Origin of the sequence: Pseudomonas urethralis (assembly GCF_021602465.1) — a bacterium.
Taxonomy (GTDB): Bacteria; Pseudomonadota; Gammaproteobacteria; order Pseudomonadales; family Pseudomonadaceae; genus Aquipseudomonas; species Aquipseudomonas vlassakiae.
In genome coordinates this window covers 77917-96523 of the sequence record NZ_BQIJ01000011.1, presented here as the reverse complement: position 1 = coordinate 96523, position 18607 = coordinate 77917, and the positions used below count along the sequence as shown (strand labels likewise).

The 18607-nt window shown below is 62.6% G+C and carries 17 protein-coding genes and 1 tRNA gene; 10 read left to right on the top strand and 8 right to left on the bottom strand.

Annotation, left to right across the window (positions count from 1 at the left end; translation table 11 throughout):
- The first annotated feature begins 10 nt into the window (after positions 1-10).
- From L6D64_RS18335 to ychF, 9 genes are all read left to right on the top strand, one after another.
- Positions 11-985, top strand: a complete 975-nt coding sequence (locus L6D64_RS18335; RefSeq protein ID WP_176506875.1) for a hypothetical protein — start codon at positions 11-13, stop codon at positions 983-985.
- A 530-nt stretch (positions 986-1515) separates the two neighbouring features.
- Positions 1516-3228: a tetratricopeptide repeat protein gene (locus L6D64_RS18330; RefSeq protein ID WP_176506876.1), complete on the top strand. Its 1713-nt coding sequence runs from the start codon at positions 1516-1518 to the stop codon at positions 3226-3228.
- 4 nt (positions 3229-3232) lie between these two features.
- The gene (lolB, locus tag L6D64_RS18325; RefSeq protein ID WP_176506877.1) at positions 3233-3850 is read left to right on the top strand and encodes a lipoprotein insertase outer membrane protein LolB; all 618 of its coding nucleotides are present in this window, start codon (positions 3233-3235) and stop codon (positions 3848-3850) included.
- A 3-nt stretch (positions 3851-3853) separates the two neighbouring features.
- Positions 3854-4714: a 4-(cytidine 5'-diphospho)-2-C-methyl-D-erythritol kinase gene (gene ispE / locus L6D64_RS18320; RefSeq protein ID WP_176506878.1), complete on the top strand. Its 861-nt coding sequence runs from the start codon at positions 3854-3856 to the stop codon at positions 4712-4714.
- 20 nt (positions 4715-4734) lie between these two features.
- Positions 4735-4809 (top strand) — tRNA-Gln (locus L6D64_RS18315).
- A 48-nt stretch (positions 4810-4857) separates the two neighbouring features.
- Entirely contained in the window at positions 4858-5799 is a 942-nt protein-coding gene (locus tag L6D64_RS18310) for a ribose-phosphate pyrophosphokinase (RefSeq protein ID WP_003247410.1), read from the top strand.
- 120 nt (positions 5800-5919) lie between these two features.
- Positions 5920-6519, top strand: a complete 600-nt coding sequence (locus tag L6D64_RS18305; RefSeq protein ID WP_054887457.1) for a 50S ribosomal protein L25/general stress protein Ctc — start codon at positions 5920-5922, stop codon at positions 6517-6519.
- Between the two features lie 81 nt (positions 6520-6600).
- Positions 6601-7185, top strand: a complete 585-nt coding sequence (gene pth / locus L6D64_RS18300; protein WP_009686183.1) for an aminoacyl-tRNA hydrolase — start codon at positions 6601-6603, stop codon at positions 7183-7185.
- Between the two features lie 22 nt (positions 7186-7207).
- Positions 7208-8308 carry a redox-regulated ATPase YchF gene (gene ychF / locus L6D64_RS18295; RefSeq protein ID WP_176506879.1) on the top strand — a complete coding sequence of 367 codons (1101 nt, stop codon included), beginning with the start codon at positions 7208-7210 and terminating at the stop codon, positions 8306-8308.
- A gap of 93 nt (positions 8309-8401) precedes the next feature.
- On the opposite strand, the gene L6D64_RS18290 is transcribed toward ychF, so the two are convergent.
- Complete coding sequence (locus L6D64_RS18290) at positions 8402-8668, bottom strand: hypothetical protein (protein ID WP_176506880.1); 267 nt, start codon at positions 8666-8668, stop codon at positions 8402-8404.
- A 390-nt stretch (positions 8669-9058) separates the two neighbouring features.
- On the opposite strand from L6D64_RS18290, the gene L6D64_RS18285 reads away from it, so the two are divergent.
- A complete protein-coding gene (locus tag L6D64_RS18285; RefSeq protein WP_176506881.1) occupies positions 9059-10780 on the top strand; it encodes a SulP family inorganic anion transporter in 1722 nt (573 codons plus the stop codon).
- A gap of 109 nt (positions 10781-10889) precedes the next feature.
- On the opposite strand, the gene L6D64_RS18280 is transcribed toward L6D64_RS18285, so the two are convergent.
- The 7 genes from L6D64_RS18280 to ycaC form a co-directional block, all read right to left on the bottom strand.
- Positions 10890-11900, bottom strand: a complete 1011-nt coding sequence (locus tag L6D64_RS18280; RefSeq protein ID WP_176506882.1) for a DUF2955 domain-containing protein — start codon at positions 11898-11900, stop codon at positions 10890-10892.
- Entirely contained in the window at positions 11890-12981 is a 1092-nt protein-coding gene (locus L6D64_RS18275; RefSeq protein ID WP_176506883.1) for an HlyD family secretion protein, read from the bottom strand. The genes L6D64_RS18280 and L6D64_RS18275 overlap by 11 nt, the downstream gene beginning before the upstream one ends.
- Positions 12978-14492 (bottom strand): efflux transporter outer membrane subunit, encoded by a 1515-nt coding sequence (locus tag L6D64_RS18270; RefSeq protein ID WP_176506884.1) that lies wholly within the window; start codon positions 14490-14492, stop codon positions 12978-12980. The genes L6D64_RS18275 and L6D64_RS18270 overlap by 4 nt, the downstream gene beginning before the upstream one ends.
- A 3-nt stretch (positions 14493-14495) precedes the next feature.
- Positions 14496-15593 (bottom strand): AI-2E family transporter, encoded by a 1098-nt coding sequence (locus tag L6D64_RS18265; RefSeq protein WP_176506885.1) that lies wholly within the window; start codon positions 15591-15593, stop codon positions 14496-14498.
- Between the two features lie 40 nt (positions 15594-15633).
- The gene (locus L6D64_RS18260; RefSeq protein ID WP_176506886.1) at positions 15634-16824 is read right to left on the bottom strand and encodes a monovalent cation:proton antiporter-2 (CPA2) family protein; all 1191 of its coding nucleotides are present in this window, start codon (positions 16822-16824) and stop codon (positions 15634-15636) included.
- 34 nt (positions 16825-16858) lie between these two features.
- Positions 16859-17677 (bottom strand): polyphosphate kinase 2, encoded by an 819-nt coding sequence (gene ppk2, locus L6D64_RS18255; protein WP_176506887.1) that lies wholly within the window; start codon positions 17675-17677, stop codon positions 16859-16861.
- Positions 17678-17772: 95 nt separating this feature from the next.
- Positions 17773-18393 (bottom strand): isochorismate family cysteine hydrolase YcaC, encoded by a 621-nt coding sequence (ycaC, locus tag L6D64_RS18250; RefSeq protein WP_236192525.1) that lies wholly within the window; start codon positions 18391-18393, stop codon positions 17773-17775.
- Positions 18394-18607 lie beyond the last annotated feature (214 nt).

The following is an 18607-nucleotide window of genomic DNA, read 5'->3' as shown; positions in this document are numbered from 1 at the left end:
GGAAGATGCCATGACCGAAGCCCGCGCGTTCATCAACCCCAAAATGCAGAACTACCACACACTCAAGGCAGGCCTTGCGCTTAGCGGGCATTCGGCTAGCAAGTTCGATGTTCTGAATGCTCACATCTACAACAATGTGGTCAGGAGCGGAGAACTGGTCATTGTCAGCGACTGGTCGACGCCTTCGTGTACCAGCCAGGAGGCGTATCTGATGGCGAAGGCTACCCAGACGCATATGGGGCTGATGCGCAGCGGGCAAGGTGCCGATGAGTTTTTTCTGGATAATTTCGAATTACTCAAAAGTCTGCTCACCCATGCCGCCACGGGCGCAGGCGTGGTCAGCGATGGCTGGAGCAGGCACCTGGAGGCTATTCAGGGCACATTACTGGAAATTGAAATGCTGTATCAGGCGCACATGAGTTCAGGGACGCTCAAGGCTCGCGATCAGTTCTATGCCAAGCGTGCGACACTCTTCGCCAGGCTGGATGAGCAGTTGAACAAAATGGCGGCGTTTGGTGCCAGCTTGCGAAACAAAGGGTCTATCAAGAGAACGCTTGGTATCTCCACGAAAAGCTACTTGAACTCAGGGGAAATTGCGGGGTATGCGGATAAGGTTGCCGGGGTGGGCAAAGCTGCGCGCCTGATCAAGAATGGCAGCTATATCGGCGTAGCACTCGGAGTGGGAGCTACGGGACTCGAGATTCAGAAAGCCTGTACCGTCGGAAGAGAGGACGAATGCAGCAGAGCGCAGTTCGTCGAGACTGCATCTTTGGTTGGTGGTTTAGTAGGCGCTAGCGCTGGAGGTTATGCAGGTGCTTATATTGGCCCTGCGGTGTGCGCAGCTCTGGGCATTGCCAGTGGCGGGACAGGTGCACTTACTTGTGCGGTTGTGGGAGGTGCCATAGGAGGAAAATATGCAGGTGATTACGCTGGAGAAAAGGGCAAATCCTTCGGCGATTTCCTATATCGAGAAAGCCTGAAGTGAACACCACCATTGATCCAGGAATAGTAGGAGCTTTAATAATTATGCCCATGGCACTCACACTCTTAGCACAGTGCTACGTTGCTCATAAGCACACCGAGTTTTTTGAGTCGCTTCTACCAAATTGCAAATACGTCATAGACAACAGAAACATCTACAAGCACGCTGGCCTGCCAGGAAAGTTAATCCGCACTGGCTCCATATCAGTAGTATTGGCAATCCCCAAACTGTTCATATGGCGAGGACTCGTTAACGCGGAGGACGTCAAGGCTTTCCCCCCAAAGCATCGACGCATTCTTCATTCCCTGCTGGCCTTGCATCTGACGCTGCTCTCTGCGCTCGTGCTTTCCCACTTCCTGTTTCCAACTCAATAACCGACTCAACGGGGCGATCTGCCCCATCGAACCTCTCACCTACCCCCGCTGTCCGACCTAGCGCCACCCAAGCTGTAAACCACGACCTTCGCAGGTGGGTTTGCCCTCGCGCTTGTGTCATCATGCTCCGACCGCCGGTTAGTCTTTTTAAGCCTCTCTATGAACAGACCCTACGCACTGCTGCTTGCCTTCGCCCTGCTCCAGGGCTGCCAGAGCCTGGCCCCGCAAAAGGCCGAGCCTCCCGCCGCCGAGGCCGAGGCGAAGAAGCCCGTGGTGTATGGGTCGTTCACGCAAGACACCCTTTATAGCCTGCTGGTGGCCGAACTTGCCGGGCAGCGCAACCGCTTCGACATCGCCCTGGCCAACTACGCCGACCAGGCCGAGAAGACCCAGGACCCGGGCGTTTCCGAGCGCGCCTACCGGATTGCCGAATACCTCGGCGCCGACGAACCGGCGTTGGACAGCGCACTGATCTGGGCCAAGAACGACCCTGAGAACCTCGACGCCCAGCGCGCCGCCGCCATTCAGCTGGCCCGCGCTGGCCGCTACGACGACTCCATGACCTATATGGAGAAGGTGCTGCAAGGCCAGGGTGACACCCACTTCGACTTCCTCGCCCTGTCCGCCGCCGAAACCGACCAGAGCACCCGCGACGGCCTGATGCAGAGCTTCGACCGCCTGCTGGTCAAATACCCGGACAACAGCCAGTTGGTATTCGGCAAGGCGCTGCTGCTGAACCAGGACGGCAAGGCCCAGCAAGCCCTCGACCTGCTCGAAGCGCACCCGGCGCAGAATGGCGAAATCGCCCCGATCCTGTTGCGCGCCCGCCTGCTCCAGGCCCTGGACCGTGGGCCGGAGGCGCTGCCGTTGCTGCGCGGGGCAATTCGTGACAACCCCGATGACAAGCGCCTGCGCCTGACCTATGCGCGCACCTTGGTCGAACAGGACCGCATGGCCGACGCCAAGGCCGAATTCCTCAGCCTGGTCCAGCAGTATCCGGATGATGACGAAGCGCGTTACTCCCTGGCCTTGGTGTGCCTGGAAATGAAGGACTGGGACGAGGCCGAGGTCTACCTGCGCGAGCTGATCGAGCGCGACAGCAACGTCGACGCCGCCCGCCTCAACCTGGGCCGCATCGCCGAAGAGCGCCATGACCCGGCCGGCGCCCTGCGCGAATACGCCCTGGTCGGCAACGGCCCGGATTACCTGCCGGCGCAACTGCGCCAGGCCGACATCCTGATCGCCAACGGCCGCGGCACCGAGGCTTCGCGCCTGCTCGCCGAGGCCCGCGAAGCGCAGCCGGACTACGCGGTGCAGCTGTACCTGATCGAATCGGAAAGCTACAGCAACAACAACAAGGACGCCCAGGCCGACCAGGTGCTGCAGCAAGCCCTCAAGCGCTACCCGGACGACCTCAACCTCCTTTATACCCGCGCCATGCTCGCCGAAAAGCGCAATGACCTGCCGCTGATGGAAAAGGACCTGCGCGCCATCATCGCCCGCGAGCCGGATAACGCCATGGCGCTGAACGCCCTCGGCTACACCCTGGCCGACCGCACCACCCGCTACGACGAAGCGAAGGCACTGATCGACAAGGCCCACCAGCTGACCCCGGACGACCCGGCCGTGCTCGACAGCATGGGCTGGATCAACTATCGCCTGGGCCACCTCGAAGAGGCTGAAAACTACCTGCGCCAGGCCTTTGCCCGCTTCCCCGACCACGAAGTGGCCGCTCACCTGGGCGAAGTCCTGTGGACCAACGGCAAGCGCCGCGAAGCCCGCCAGGTCTGGGCCAAGGGCTTCGAAGCCCAGGCCGACAGCCCCATCCTGCGCAAGACCCTCCTGCGCCTGACCGGATCCGAGACTCTTTAACGCCATGTTTCTGCGCCATTGCATCACCTTCACCCTGATCGCCCTGCTGGCCGGCTGTGCCGGCTTCGGTAGCCGTGAGGCCTTGCAGGGCCACGGCGACCCACAGCAGTGGCGCGCCCATAAAGAGCAGCTGAGCAGCCTCGACGGCTGGCAGATCAACGGCAAGGTCGGCATCCGCGCCCCGCGCGACTCCGGCAGCGGCACGCTGTTCTGGCTGCAACGCCAGGATTATTACGACATCCGCCTGGCCGGCCCGCTCGGCCGCGGCGCGGCTCGCCTGACTGGCCGCCCGGGTGGCGTGGTGCTGGAAGTGGCCAATCAGGGCCGCTATGAAGCCCCCAGCCCCGAAGCCCTGCTGGAAGAACAACTTGGCTGGCAGCTGCCGGTCTCGCACCTGGTCTGGTGGGTACGCGGCCTGCCCGCCCCCGACAGCAAGAGCAAGCTGACCCTGGATGGCGACAGCCGCCTGGCCAGCCTCGACCAGGATGGTTGGCAGGTGCAGTACCTGAGCTATACCGAGCAGAACGGCTACTGGCTGCCGGAACGCATGAAGCTGCATGGCAAAGACCTCGACGTGACCCTGTTGGTCAAGGACTGGCAACCGCGCCAGCTGGGGCACTGATCCATGCACACGCTCACCCTGCCCGCCCCGGCCAAGCTCAACCTGTGGCTGCACATCATCGGTCGCCGCCCCGACGGCTACCACGAGCTGGAAACCGTGTTCCAGTTTCTCGACCATGGCGACGAGCTGAGCTTCGCCCTGCGCGAAGACGGCGTGATCCGCCTGCATACCGAAATCGAAGCCGTGCCCCACGACAGCAACCTGATCGTGCGCGCCGCGCGTAAATTGCAGGAACAGTCCGGCAGCCGGCTGGGTGCCGATATCTGGCTGACCAAGGTACTGCCCATGGGCGGCGGTATCGGCGGCGGCAGCTCGGATGCGGCGACCACGCTGCTGGCGCTGGCCCACCTGTGGCAGCTGGACTGGGACGAAGACCGCCTGGCCACGCTGGGCTTGAGCCTGGGCGCCGATGTGCCGGTGTTCGTCCGTGGCCATGCCGCCTTTGCCCAGGGCGTCGGTGAGCAACTGACCCCGGTCGACCCGGAAGAGCCGTGGTATGTCGTCCTGGTGCCGCAAGTGTCTGTCAGCACAGTAGAAATTTTTTCACATCCACAGTTGACACGTGATTCCCTCCCCCTTAAGATGCGCCCCGTTCCCAAGGGAAACAGTCGAAATGACTGCCAACCGGTGGTAGAGCAGAATTATCCAGAAGTTCGCAACGCGCTGAATTCACTGGGTAAATTCACAGAGGCTCGACTAACCGGCACTGGAAGTTGTGTGTTTGGGGCCTTCCCAAGCAAAGCCGAAGCTGATAAAGTTCTGGCCCTTCTTTCAGCGACCCAAACAGGGTTTGTGGCGAAAGGAAGCAATATTTCGATGTTGCATCGCAAGCTGCAAAGTCTGGTCAAGAAGTCGAGCGCATAAGCGTTCGCAGCAACAGATACAGGGGCGTCGCCAAGCGGTAAGGCAGCAGGTTTTGATCCTGCCATGCGTTGGTTCGAATCCAGCCGCCCCTGCCATTTTCCTTATACTCATCCAGGTATACCCTCAGCCTTCAGGTACTGCGCGTGTCCAAGATGATGGTCTTTACGGGGAACGCTAACCCCGATCTGGCTCGGCGTGTCGTACGTCAGCTGCATATCCCTCTCGGTGACGTCTCTGTCGGTAAATTCTCCGACGGTGAGATCAGTACTGAGATCAATGAAAATGTCCGCGGTAAAGACGTCTTCATTATTCAGCCGACCTGTGCCCCGACCAACGATAACCTGATGGAACTGGTAGTGATGGCCGACGCCTTCCGCCGCTCCTCAGCATCCCGAATCACCGCCGTGATTCCCTACTTCGGATATGCCCGCCAGGACCGCCGTCCGCGTTCGGCACGTGTAGCCATCAGCGCCAAAGTCGTTGCTGACATGCTCACTGTCGTGGGTATCGACCGTGTTCTCACCGTCGACCTGCACGCTGACCAGATCCAAGGCTTCTTCGATATCCCGGTCGACAACATCTACGGCTCGCCCGTACTGGTCGACGACATCGAAGACCAGCGTTTCGAGAACCTGATGATCGTTTCCCCGGACATCGGTGGCGTTGTGCGCGCACGCGCCGTTGCCAAGTCCCTGGGCGTCGATCTGGGTATCATCGACAAACGCCGCGAAAAAGCTAACCACTCCGAGGTGATGCACATCATCGGCGACGTCGAAGGGCGCACCTGCATCCTGGTAGACGACATGGTCGACACCGCCGGCACCCTGTGCCACGCGGCCAAAGCCCTGAAAGAGCACGGCGCTGCCAAGGTTTACGCCTACTGCACGCACCCTGTCCTGTCGGGCCGCGCGATCGAGAACATCGAGAAGTCGGTACTGGACGAGCTGGTGGTGACCAACACCGTTCCGCTGTCTGCCGCTGCTCAAGCCTGTGACCGTATCCGCCAGCTGGATATCGCACCGGTTGTCGCTGAAGCGGTCCGCCGCATCAGCAACGAAGAATCGATCAGCGCGATGTTCCGCTAAGCGGAACACGTGTTGATATGAAGCGCCCCGCCCCAGCATTTGTTGGGGCGGGGCTTTTTCGCCATCCCCGTCTGGCGCTGGTCGCAAACGCCATTCGGGAGGCTATTTTGGAGAAGCAAAATGACTGATTTCATCCTGAACGCCCAAGCGCGTACTGACCTGGGGAAAGGTGCGAGCCGCCGCCTGCGTCACTCCGCCAGCATCCCTGCCGTTGTATACGGTGGCGATAAAGAAGCTCAATCCCTGACCATCGTGGCCAAGGAAATCGCCAAGCTGTTCGAAAACGAAGCTGCCTTCAGCCACGTTATCGAACTGAACGTCGACGGCACCAAGCAGAACGTCATCGTCAAGGCCATGCAGCGCCACCCAGCCAAAGGCTTCATCATGCACGCCGACTTCGTTCGCGTCGTTGCTGGCCAGAAGCTGACCGCTGTTGTTCCAGTGCACTTCATCAACGAAGAAGCACCGGTCAAGAAAGGCGGCGAGATCTCGCACGTTGAATCGCAGATCGAAGTTTCCTGCGAAGCCAAGGACCTGCCAGAGTTCATCGAAGTCGACCTGGCTAACGCCGAAATCGGCACCATCATCCACCTGTCGGACCTGAAAGCTCCGAAAGGCGTAGAGTTCGTCGCTCTGGCCCACGGTGATGACAAAGCTGTTGCCAACGTTCACGCTCCGCGCGTTTCCGCCGAAGCTGCTGAAGAAGGCGCTGCCGAGTAATCCACTCGCGCGCCGGTGTTGATCGGGTTACAGTGCGCCCCGCGCCCTCTAACCCACCAACTCCAAGGAAGAGCCCCTGACGTGACCGCCATCCAGTTGATCGTTGGCCTGGGTAACCCCGGCCCCGAATACGAACAGACCCGGCATAACGCAGGGGCTCTTTTCGTTGAACGCATTGCCAGTGCCCAGCGTGTATCGCTGACTGCTGACAAGAAGTATTTCGGCCTGACGGCTAAGTTCAGCCATCAAGGCAACGACGTTCGTTTGTTGATCCCCACCACCTACATGAACCGCAGCGGCCAGGCCGTGGCGGCATTGGCCAATTTCTTCCGCATCAAGCCGGAAGCGATCCTGGTGGCACACGACGAACTCGACCTGCCTCCGGGCGTTGCCAAGCTCAAGCGCGGCGGCGGCCATGGGGGGCACAACGGTCTGCGCGACATCATCGCGCAGCTCGGCAACCAGAACGACTTCCACCGCCTGCGGCTTGGCATTGGCCACCCGGGCGACGCCAAACTGGTCTCCAACTTCGTCCTGGGCCGCGCGCCGCGCGCCGAGCAGGAGAAGCTCGACGCCAGCATCGATTTTGCCCTCGGCGTGCTGCCGGACGTGCTGGCTGGCGACTTCGCCAAGGCCATGCGCGAGCTGCACAGCCAGAAGGCCTGATTTCCTAGAGAGGGGAATACCCATGGGTTTCAATTGCGGCATCGTCGGCCTGCCCAACGTCGGCAAGTCCACCCTGTTCAACGCCCTGACCAAGTCTGGCATCGCGGCGGAGAACTTCCCTTTCTGCACCATCGAGCCGAACAGCGGCATCGTGCCGATGCCCGATGCGCGCCTGGCGGCGCTGGCGGAAATCGTCAAGCCTAACCGCATCCTGCCGACCACCATGGAATTCGTCGACATCGCAGGCCTGGTGGCCGGTGCGTCGAAAGGTGAAGGCCTGGGCAACAAGTTCCTCGCCAACATCCGCGAGACCGACGCCATCGCCCACGTGGTGCGCTGCTTCGAAGACGAGAACGTGATCCACGTTTCCAACAGCGTCGACCCCAAGCGCGACATCGAGATCATCGACCTCGAGCTGATCTTCGCCGACCTCGACAGCTGCGAGAAGCAACTGCAGAAGGTTGCCCGTAACGCCAAGGGCGGCGACAAGGATGCGCTGGCGCAAAAGGCGATCCTGGAGAAGCTGATCCCGCACTTCACCGAAGGCAAGCCAGCGCGCAGCCTGATGAAGAACATGGCTGACGACGAGAAGGCCATGATCCGTGGCTTCCACCTGCTGACCAGCAAGCCGGTGATGTACATCGCCAACGTCGCCGAAGACGGCTTCGAGAACAACCCGCATCTGGACGTGGTCAAGGCCATCGCCGAGGAAGAAGGCGCGGTCGTGGTGCCGGTGTGCAACAAGATCGAGGCGGAAATCGCCGAGCTGGAAGACGGCGAAGAGAAAGACATGTTCCTCGAGGCCCTGGGCCTGGAAGAGCCTGGCCTGAACCGCGTGATTCGCGCCGGTTACGAACTGCTCAACCTGCAGACCTACTTCACTGCCGGCGTGCAGGAAGTGCGCGCCTGGACGGTACGCGTCGGCGCCACCGCCCCGCAGGCCGCTGGCGTGATCCACACCGACTTCGAAAAAGGCTTCATCCGCGCCGAAGTGGTCGCCTATGACGACTTCATCCAGTTCAAGGGTGAAGGCGGTGCCAAGGAAGCCGGTAAGTGGCGCCTGGAAGGCAAGGACTACATCGTCAAGGACGGTGACGTGATGCACTTCCGCTTCAACGTCTAAGCGGCAGCCTGCAGCACTGACAAACCCCTTGAGGCCCATGGCTTCAAGGGGTTTTGTTTTGTGGGGCAACATGCTTTTCCACAGCGTCCGGCATTAATGCCAGGTGATCTCCCCCGCCTCCCGGGTCAGTACCAACTCAGCCAACGCCCTCCCCATCTGCACGTTGTGCACGCTGTTGACCAGCATGCCGATACCCGGCTCGCCGGCATTGCCGCAGATGTATTCATCGAGGGTGTCTTCAATTCCGCGTAGTAACTGAATGACATAGAGCAATGCCTCGGGTGAGGGCATGTCTTTGTTGATGGTGTAGAACGAGTGGGAGGCAACTTTGACGGGTGGATCGGGAACAAGCTTCTTCATGATGATTTCTACGAGTTCAGTATGCGGAGCTATCACCCAGTTCCTCTCACAGAATCAGGGTGGCAGCCGAACGCGGGGTGAGAGACCGGCGAACATCGGAATTCCGGCCAGGCCGAAGCCTGCCCACGAACGGCTGCCATGACACTGGCACGATGCGCTGCCGGGCTCTCACACCCGGTCGTCTAACTTCGACGACCCGGGGAAATTAGCCCTGATGCTCTACATCCACAACAGAGAAACGGCAGCGGCGTGCGTAGGATAATTCCCAAGCTATCTTGAACTGAAGCATTTGGTTTCAAGTTCGGAATTTCCTTACTTCAGTGAGATTGCCGAGGTTGTTTAGTAGCCATTTACACCCCCGTCAGGCGCCTCCTTTCTGGAGCTTCGTTCATGCACGACACGCCGCCCCCTCCCCGCTTCGACTGGCAACGCTGGCTCCCGGGCCTTGCCACCCTGCTGCACTACCAGCCCGCCTGGCTGCCCAAGGACATTGCGGCCGGCCTGGTGCTCACCACCATGCTGGTGCCGGTCGGCATTGCCTACGCCGAAGCCTCCGGAGTGCCAGGCATCTACGGCCTGTACGCCACGATCATCCCGCTGCTAGCCTATGCCCTGTTCGGCCCCAGCCGCATTCTGGTGCTTGGCCCGGATTCGGCACTGGCCGCGCCGATCCTGGCAGTGGTGGTGCAGTACGCCGCCAGCGACCCGCAGCGCGCCATCGCCATCGCCAGCATGATGGCTTTGGTGGCCGGCGCCTTCTGCGTGATCGCCGGGCTGCTGCGCCTGGGCTTCATCACCGAGCTGCTGTCCAAGCCGATCCGCTATGGCTACATGAACGGCATCGCCCTCACTGTGCTGATCAGCCAGTTGCCCAAGCTGTTCGGCATCAAAGTCGACAGCCAGGGGCCGCTGCGCGACGTCTGGAACTTGATCCAGGCGCTGTTGGCTGGCAATGGGCACTGGCCAAGCTTCATCGTCGGGGCCAGCAGCCTGGTGCTGATCCTGCTGCTCAAACCTTTCAAGCGCATCCCGGGCATCCTGATCGCCGTGGTGCTGGCAACCCTGGCGGTGAGCCTGTTCAACCTTGATCAGATGGGCGTCAAGGTGCTCGGCCAGTTACCCCAAGGCCTGCCCAGCTTCGTCTTCCCATGGGTGAGCGACATCGACCTGATCGAAGTGGTGCTGGGCGGGATCGCCGTGGCCCTGGTGTCGTTTGCCGACACCAGCGTGCTGTCGCGCTCCTATGCCGCGCGGCTGAAGACCCCGGTCAACCCCAACCAGGAGATGTTCGGCCTGGGCGTGGCCAACCTGGCCTCCGGCCTGTTTCAGGGCATCCCGATCAGCAGCAGCTCGTCGCGCACGCCAGTGGCCGAAGCGGCCGGCTCGAAAACCCAGTTGACCGGCATCATCGGCGCGCTGGCGGTGACGCTGTTGCTGCTGGTCGCCCCCAACCTGATGCAGCACCTGCCCAACAGCGCATTGGCTGCGGTGGTGATCGCCGCAGCCTTGGGGTTGTTCGAGTTCGCCGACCTCAAGCGCATCTTCCACATGCAGCAATGGGAGTTCTGGCTGTCGTTCACCTGCTTCGTCGGCGTCGCCGTGTTCGGCGCCATCCCGGGTATCTGCATTGCCGTGGCGATCTCGGTAATCGAATTCCTGTGGGACGGCTGGCGGCCGCACTACGCCGTACTCGGGCGGGTCGATGGCACCCGTGGTTACCATGACGTGAAACGTTATCCACAGGCCCGGCGGATTCCGGGGCTGGTGTTGCTGCGCTGGGATGCGCCGCTGTTTTTCGCCAACGCCGAACAGTTCCAGAACACGGTGCTGGCGGCGGTAGATGAATCACCGACCCCGGTGCAGCGGCTGGTGATTGCGGCGGAGCCTGTGACCAGCATCGATATCACTTCGGCAGACATGCTCGCCGAACTGGATCGGGCGCTGGAGGCTCGGGGGGTGGAGCTGCAGTTTGCCGAGATGAAAGACCCGGTGAAGGATAAGATGAAGCGCTTCGAATTGTTCGAGCATATGGGCGAGAAGGCGTTTCACCCGACTGTCGGGGCGGCAGTGGATGCCTATCTGGCGGATACCGGGATTGACTGGAAACCTTGAGTTGCCTGAGCGGGTCTCTTCGCGGGTAAACCCGCTCCCACAGGTACTCCACAGGATTCAAGGAATGTGGTGATCCTGTGGGAGCGGGTTCACTCGCGAAAGAGGGGGACTAGGCAGCCCGAACCCGGCGCCGGTCGATCCAGATCAACATGGCACTGGCATACAAAGAAACCGCCAAAAACAGCGCCATGCGCACGGCAAAGGCCTTGTACACATCCTGCCCGCCGGCACTGTCCTGCACCGACTGCCCGAGCAGGATCAGCAGGGTGGTCAGGCAACTCACCCAATAGGCCGGGCTCTGCTTCGTGTCCACCGAGCGGTAGAGCCTGCGCGCCTGCCAGAGCACCACCAGCAGCACCCACAGGAAGAACATCCACAGGTGAACGAACAGGCTCAACGCGCCCCACACCAGCATTGCCAGTACCCCAGCCAGCAAGGTCGAGCCGATCAGCTCGCGGCTGGCATGCCGCGCCCGTGTCTCCCCGGCCTGCTGCCCCAGGCTCACCGCCTTCATGATCAGCGGCATGAACTGGTCCGGGGCGATCAGCGCCAGCAGAAATGCCGGCATCACGATAAGCGTGGCACGCAGGGCAACCCAGCCGACATCCGCGCTGTCCAGCAAGGGCGGCGACGGCTGCGCAGGCGCGCCGGCCGGTTCGGGAAACAGCACATGGGCCAGCGCCGTACCCAGCACCGCCAATAGCATGCCCTTGGACAAGGCTTCGACCACCGACAGCGCCAGGGTGAAATCGCTGGTGCCGGCCGCTGCGATCATGGTCAGGCCAATCACCAGCAGGTTGGCCAGCAGGCCATTGCCGCCCTTGAGCGCATAGCGCAAGACCAGGAACACGCCCACGCCGACCAGCAGCACCCCGCTCACCGGAGCATGGCGCAGCAGCGGAATCAGCAGCAGGCCGCTGCCGCAACTGAGCAATACCAGGATCGCCAGTGCCGGCGCTGCCTTGACCGGCAGCGGCTCGCTGCGCATGGCCAGCAACAGCACCGCGAATACCGGCGCCAGAATCGGCACCGGCAAGCCCAGGCCAAAGCTGGTCGCCAGGCACAGCGCCACGCCCCAGGCCAGGCGCAGCGCGCGCAGGCGGCGCAGCTCAATAGGCATACGACAGCCAGCTCATCAGCCACATGAACACGCGACCCAGCAGGTTCAACGGGTTGCCTTCGCTGGGCAGGGCCATGACTTCGGCCTGGCCGCCCACACGCAATCCGGATTTGTCTTTGAGCTGATCACGGTCGAGTTCGACGATCACCGGGAAGCGCTGCGCCGAACGCAGCCAGTCGCGGCTGTTCTGCACGGTTGGCAAGGTCCCAGGGGGCGCAGGCTGGCCGACGCTCACGCCATAGCCGATGCTGCGGATCTGCCCCTTCAGCACGGTGCCGGGCAAGGCATCGAGCACCACCAGCACCGGCGCGCCGGGGCGCAGGCGGCCGAGGTTGTTCTCGGTCATGTCGGCACTGATCCACACGTCGTGGATGGCGATCAGGGTCATCATCGGGCTGCCGGCACCTACGTAGTGGCCCACGTCGGTGCGCAGGTCGGTAATCAAGCCGTTGGCGTCGGCGCGCACCACGGTGCGGGCCAGGTCCAGGCGCGCCTTTTCCACGTTGGCCGCGGCGCTGCGCAGTTGAGCGTTATCGGCGTCGGCCCCGCCCTGCTGCTCGCGGGCCCGTTCGACCTCGGCGCGGGCGGCTGCCACCTGGCTGACGGCCTGGTCCCGGGTGGCCTGCGCCCCTTCGAGGCGGCGCACCGATACCGTGCCCGGGTCTTCATCGATCAAGCGCTTGAGCCGCTCGGCATCCTGGCGCGCCTTGCGTTCATTGGCCTGGGCCGCCACCAGCGCGGCCTGGGCCGAGTCGATGCCGGCGGTACTGGCGCCGATCTGCCGGCGCACGGTGTCCAGGTCGGCTTCGGCGCGGGCCAGGGCGATGCGGTACTGTTCCTGGTCGAGTTCGAACAGCACATCGCCCTGGCGCACTTCCTGGTTGTTGCCCACCGCCACGCGCTTGATCTGCCCGGCCACTTCGGCGGCCACCGGTACCACGTAGGCCTGCAGCCGGGCTTGTTGGGTGTAGGGCGTGAAACGGTCGGCCAGCAGGTACCAGACCAGGCTGACAGCGATCAGGATCAACACCCAGCGCATGCCGCGATCGGGGGCTGGCGGCTTCTGCGCAGCATCACTCATTTCGGTTCACCTTGTGCGGGGTCGGTGGCGGCCGGATCGTCGAGCAGGTCGCCCCAATCGGTACGGCTTTGCATCCTCTGGCGGGTGCCAGCGTCGATCGGTTTGCGGTTGTTGTCCCAGCCGCCGCCCAGCGCCTTGTACAAGCTCACCAGGCTGCTCACCGCATTGCCCCGGCTGACCAGGTAGCCGTCCTGCTGCTGCAACAGCAGCTGCTGGGCGTCGAGCACGCGCTGGAAGTCGGCAAAGCCTTCCTGGTATTGCGAACTGGCCAGGGTCAGCGAACGCTGGGCGGCCTGCGAGGCATCCTGGCGAATGCTGGCGCTTTGCAGCGAGCGCACCAGGCCGCTGGCAGCATCGTCGGCCTCGTGCGCCGCTTCGCGCACGCTCTGGTGATACAGCTCGATCAATTGCTGCAGGCGAGCGTCTTCGACCCGCACGGCATTCTTGCGCCGGCCATAGTCGAACGGGTTCCAGATCAGGCTCGGCCCCGCCGCCAGGTCGAAGGTGTTGGGCAGGTGGCTGGTCGACAGGAAGGTCCAGCCAATGCTGCCCAGCAGGCTCAGCTGTGGATAAAGGTCTGCTTCGGCCACGCCCACCAACGCCGATTGCGCCGCCACTGCCTGTTCAGCGACGCGGATGTCCGGGCGCCGCTGCAGCAGGCTGGCCGGCACGTCCTGCAGCACCGCGCGGTCCGGCAGCGGCAACTGCCCGTGGCGCGCCTGCAGCTCGGGCAGCGGGCCCGGTGGCCGGCCGAGCAGCGAACAGAGCACGTTGCGCAAGGCGTTGAGCTGGTTCTCGAACTCGGGAATGGTGGCCAGGGTCGCCAGGTACTGGGTACGCGCCTGCTGCCAGTCGAGTTCGTCGTTCTCGCCGTGGCGGAACAGCCGCTCGGTGATCTGCAGGCTGCGTTCCTGGCGCTTGGCGTTTTCCTGAGCAATATCCAGCCGCGCCTCGGCGGTACGCAGGGCAAAGTAGGTATCGGCCACCTGCGCACGCATCAGCAGCATGGCATCGGCGTAGTTGGCCTGGGAGGCGAAGTAGACCGCATCGGCACTCTCGATGGCGCGGCTGAAACGGCCCCAGAAGTCGATCTCCCAGCCGATGTCGAAGCCCACGCTGGACTGCCAGAACACCGAGTCACGGGCGGTGGAGGTGCCGGACTGGTCTTGCTTCAGGTACAGGCTCTGCGCGTTCAATTGCTGCAACTGTGGATAACGCCCGGTCTGCACGATGGCCAGCTGCGCCCGCGCCTCGGCAATGCGCAAGCCAGCCACCCGCAGGTTGGTATTGTTGGCGTCGGCTTCGGCGATCAGCCCTTCGAGTGTCGGGTCGGCGAACACCCGCCACCACTGGCGCAGGTCCGGTGCTGGCGCAAAGCGCCCGGCCTGCTCCAGCAGGGGCGTGTTCCAGCTGTCCAGCCATGGGTCCTGGGGCTTTTCGAAGTCCGGGCCGACCTGGGTACAGCCAGCCAGAATCATCAGCAGCCCCAGGCCATAGCAGCGGTTGGGCATGGCTCAGTCCGCAGGCGGGGTCGGTTGCTCCGGCACCTGCAGCGCAACCCATTGCCAGAACAGCACATAGGTCACGCCGAGGATCACCGGGCCGATGAACAGGCCGATGATGCCCTTGACCACCATGCCGCCCAGGGCACCGATCAGCACCACAGGCATCGGCACGTCGACACCGCGCCCGAGCAGCAACGGTTTGAGCACGTTATCGGCAAGCCCGGCGACGAAGGTGTAGACGGCGAAGATGAGGGTCGCCAAGGTGAAGCCCTCGGCATTGAACACGTACAGGATCACCGGCACGGTGATCAAGGTCGCCGGCGCCTGGGCAATCCCCAGCATGAGGATGACGATGGCCAGCATGCCGGCGCCAGGTACCCCCTTGACGACGAAACCAACGCCGATCAGCAGCATCTGGATGAAGGCAATACCGATCACACCCTGGGCCACTGCACGGATGGTGGCGGTGCACAGCTTGGCCAGCGGTTTGCCGCGGTCCTCGCCGGACACGCGCATGGCGATACGCTGCGCGGCAATCTCGCCGCGTTCACCAAAGGCCATGATGATGCCTGAGACGACGATCGCTGCAACAAACATCAGGAACGCACCACCGGCACTGGCCGCTGCGCCCAGCACTGTGCGCCCGGCGTCCTTGAGCTGTGGCATCCACTGGTTGAGCACATGGGCCATGTTTTCCGAGGCCGCAAGCCACACCGCATGCACTTTCGGCCCGATCAGCGGCCAGTTCGCCACCGACTCCGGCGGCGGCGGCACGCTCCAGGCGCCGCTCTTGAGTACTGTCACCAGGTTGTCGACCGATTCGCCAATGGACATCACCACCAGGTAGATCGGCACGATCAGCACCACCAGCACCAGCAGCACCACCAAGGTCGCCGCATAGCCCTGCTTCAGGCCGGTCCGCCTGTGAATACGGCAATGCAACGGATACAGGGTCACCGCGAGGATGACCGCCCACAGCATCAGCTCCAGGAACGGCTGGAAAACCTGGAAGGAGAACATCACCAGGGCGGCCACCAGGCCCGCCTTGATCAGCACGTCGAGCAGGCCCCGCGACAGGGCGCTGTCCAGCTTCAGACTCGGCTGCATGTTTGACCTCCGAACAGTAGGTGCGCCCGCGAGGCGCGATTCAGTGGCCCGTCTCGCCGACCGGGCTGTCCCCGTCAGGCAACCGCCGCACCAGGGCCATCATCACCAGGGGCACAACCGCCATCGACAGCGTGATGGCAAGCACCAGCAAGTCGTGTACCTGTTGTGTCAGTACTTGATGCTCCAGCGCCAGCTTGAACACCACGAAGGCAAACTCACCGCCAGACGCCAGCACGATCGCCAGGCACAACGCCTCGGCGCGGCTGAGGCCGCCCGCCGTTTGCCCGAGGGCGAGCAGCACGGGCAACTTGATCGCCACCAGCAGCAATGTCAGCCCCAGGACGATCAGGGGCATGCCGAACAGCAGGCGCAAGTCGGCGCTCATGCCGACGCCGACGAAGAACAGCCCCAGCAGCAGGCCCTTGAGCGGCTCGATCTGGGTTTCCAATTCTTGGCGAAAGGGCGACTCGGCCATGATCACGCCGGCCAGGAAAGCCCCCAGGGCCATGGAGACCCCTACGTGCTCCATCAACCAGGCCGTGCCCAGCACCACCAGCAACGCGGTGGCGGTAGACAGTTCGGGCAAGCCAGAACCGACCGTCCATCTGAAGACGGGGGTCAACAGATAGCGGCCGAAGACGATGAGCACGCCAATGCCTGCCGCCACGGCCAGCAGCTGCCAGCAACCTTCGTCGGCAGTGCTGACATCACCACCGAGCAAAGGCACCACGGCAATCAGGGGAATGGCGGCGATGTCCTGGAACAGCAGGATCGCGACGGCCAGGCGACCGTGCGGCTTGCCCAGGTCCTTGCGCTCGGCCAGCACCTGCAGGCCAAACGCCGTCGATGACAGCGCCAGCCCCAGACCGAGCACGATCGCAGCCGCTTTCGATTGCGCAAACAGGAAGTACGCCAGCAGGCCAAGGGCTACTGCTGTCAGCCCTACTTGCAACGAGCCGACACCGACCAACGCCTTGCGCATGGTCCACAGGCGGCGCGGCGACAGCTCCAGGCCAATCACGAACAGCAGCATCACCACGCCCATCTCCGACAGGCGGGCGACGTTGTCGGGGTTGCCCAGCAGGCCCAGCACCGACGGCCCGATCAGGATGCCCGCCAGCAAATAGCCGGGCACCGCCCCCATTTTCAAACGCTGCGCCAGTGGTACCAGAAGCACCACGGCGAGCAGAAACACTACCGTTGCCTGCAGCAGGCTGCCGTCATGTGGCATGGATGCGTACCCTTGCTAACTCCTGCGGGAGGGTTCAGAAACGCTCTTCGACCACTTTGAAGGGATAGGGCACGGCCTTGTATTTGCCGATCTTGCCGCGCTTGGGCAGCTTCACGACCTCATCGCGGGTGATGTCCTTGTAGGGGATGCGCGTGAGCATGTGACTGATGATGTTCAGCCGGGCGCGGCGCTTGTCGTTGGAATGGGCCATGAACCACGGCGCCCAGGATGAATCGGAGGCCGCGAACATGTCGTCGCGTGCGCGGGTGTAATCGTCCCAGCGGGTGTAAGACTTGAGGTCCATGGGCGACAGCTTCCACAGCTTGCGCCCGTCATTGATGCGGTCCTGTAGACGCCGGGTCTGCTCCTCGGCGCTGACTTCGAGCCAGTACTTGATGAGGATGATCCCCGATTCGACCATCATCTTCTCGAACAGCGGCACCACGCTGAGGAACTTGGTGCTCTGCTCTTCGCTGCAGAACCCCATCACCCGTTCGACACCGGCGCGGTTGTACCAGCTGCGGTCGAAAATCACCACCTCACCGGCGGCCGGCAGGTGGCGCAGGTAGCGCTGCACATACATCTGGGTCTTTTCCCGCTCGGTCGGTGCCGGCAGCGCCACCACACGGAACACCCGCGGACTGACCCGTTCGGTGATGGCCTTGATGGTGCCGCCTTTGCCAGCACCATCACGGCCCTCGAACACGATGCATACCTTCAGGCCCTTGGCCACCACCCACTCCTGCAGTTTCACCAGCTCCACGTGCAGTTTCTTGAGTTCCTGCTCATAGGCCTTGCCGCCCAGCTTTTCTGGCTGCTCTTTCGAATCTTTCTTCCTGGACGGCTTGGCCATGGCGCTCTCCTTAGGGCGAATGAAGAGTCAGTATGGTCGATTCATGACATTTTGCCGTTTCGCTTGTTAGGCAATTCGCCGCAGCCTGACAGCCCTTATTTCGCCAGCTTGTTGTAGCTGGTCATCAGGTTGCGATAGTCCGGAATATGGTTGGAGAACAACGTGCCCAAGCCTTCGATATCGTTGCGCCAGTCACGGTGCAGCTCGCAGGCGACGCCGAACCAGGTCATCAGCTGGGCACCGGCGGCCTCCATGCGTCGCCAGGCCGAATCACGGGTCAGCTCGTTGAAAGTGCCGGAAGCATCGGTGACCACGAACACCTCGAAGCCCTCCTCCAGCGCCGACAATGCCGGGAATGCTACACAGACCTCAGTCACCACCCCGGCGATCAGCAGCTGCTTCTTGCCGGTGGCTTTCACGGCCTTGACGAAGTCTTCGTTGTCCCAGGCGTTGATGTTGCCGGGGCGGGCGATATAGGGGGCGTCGGGGAATTGCTCCTTGAGCTCGGGCACCAGCGGGCCGTTGGGGCCGGTTTCGAAGCTGGTGGTGAGAATGGTCGGCAGTTTGAAGTACTTGGCCAGGTCGGCAAGGGCCAGCACGTTGTTCTTGAAGCGGTCTGGCTCGATGTCGCGCACCAGTGAAAGCAGGCCGGCCTGGTGATCGACCAGCAGGACGGCGGCGCTGTTCTTGTCCAGACGCTTGTATTGGAAGGCCATGACAGAACTCCTTGCAACGTAGGTTGGGAATTTCAGCGTAGGCAAGGATGGGCTGCCGGAGGGACCGTCAGTCGGTTCGCTGGGGGACTACTTGATCGGTCACTTGATCGGTCACTTGATCGGTAGACATCACTTCACAAATTCCTGAACTAATTATTTCTCCGCCGCGATTTTTCCCCTCGCCCGCCCCCACCAGAATCGCTTCACCACAATC

What these genes read in the sequence shown, in the direction of transcription:
- ycaC (WP_236192525.1), bottom strand. Translation starts at nt 18,393, where the DNA reads ATGGCCTTCCAATACAAGCGTCTGGACAAGAACAGCGCCGCCGTCCTG.
- ychF (WP_176506879.1), top strand. Translation starts at nt 7,208, where the DNA reads ATGGGTTTCAATTGCGGCATCGTCGGCCTGCCCAACGTCGGCAAGTCC.
- L6D64_RS18265 (WP_176506885.1), bottom strand. Translation starts at nt 15,593, where the DNA reads ATGCAGCCGAGTCTGAAGCTGGACAGCGCCCTGTCGCGGGGCCTGCTC.
- L6D64_RS18260 (WP_176506886.1), bottom strand. Translation starts at nt 16,824, where the DNA reads ATGCCACATGACGGCAGCCTGCTGCAGGCAACGGTAGTGTTTCTGCTC.
- lolB (WP_176506877.1), top strand. Translation starts at nt 3,233, where the DNA reads ATGTTTCTGCGCCATTGCATCACCTTCACCCTGATCGCCCTGCTGGCC.
- L6D64_RS18305 (WP_054887457.1), top strand. Translation starts at nt 5,920, where the DNA reads ATGACTGATTTCATCCTGAACGCCCAAGCGCGTACTGACCTGGGGAAA.
- L6D64_RS18285 (WP_176506881.1), top strand. Translation starts at nt 9,059, where the DNA reads ATGCACGACACGCCGCCCCCTCCCCGCTTCGACTGGCAACGCTGGCTC.
- L6D64_RS18270 (WP_176506884.1), bottom strand. Translation starts at nt 14,492, where the DNA reads ATGCCCAACCGCTGCTATGGCCTGGGGCTGCTGATGATTCTGGCTGGC.
- L6D64_RS18280 (WP_176506882.1), bottom strand. Translation starts at nt 11,900, where the DNA reads ATGCCTATTGAGCTGCGCCGCCTGCGCGCGCTGCGCCTGGCCTGGGGC.
- L6D64_RS18290 (WP_176506880.1), bottom strand. Translation starts at nt 8,668, where the DNA reads ATGAAGAAGCTTGTTCCCGATCCACCCGTCAAAGTTGCCTCCCACTCG.
- ispE (WP_176506878.1), top strand. Translation starts at nt 3,854, where the DNA reads ATGCACACGCTCACCCTGCCCGCCCCGGCCAAGCTCAACCTGTGGCTG.
- L6D64_RS18275 (WP_176506883.1), bottom strand. Translation starts at nt 12,981, where the DNA reads ATGAGTGATGCTGCGCAGAAGCCGCCAGCCCCCGATCGCGGCATGCGC.
- ppk2 (WP_176506887.1), bottom strand. Translation starts at nt 17,677, where the DNA reads ATGGCCAAGCCGTCCAGGAAGAAAGATTCGAAAGAGCAGCCAGAAAAG.
- L6D64_RS18330 (WP_176506876.1), top strand. Translation starts at nt 1,516, where the DNA reads ATGAACAGACCCTACGCACTGCTGCTTGCCTTCGCCCTGCTCCAGGGC.
- L6D64_RS18335 (WP_176506875.1), top strand. Translation starts at nt 11, where the DNA reads ATGACCGAAGCCCGCGCGTTCATCAACCCCAAAATGCAGAACTACCAC.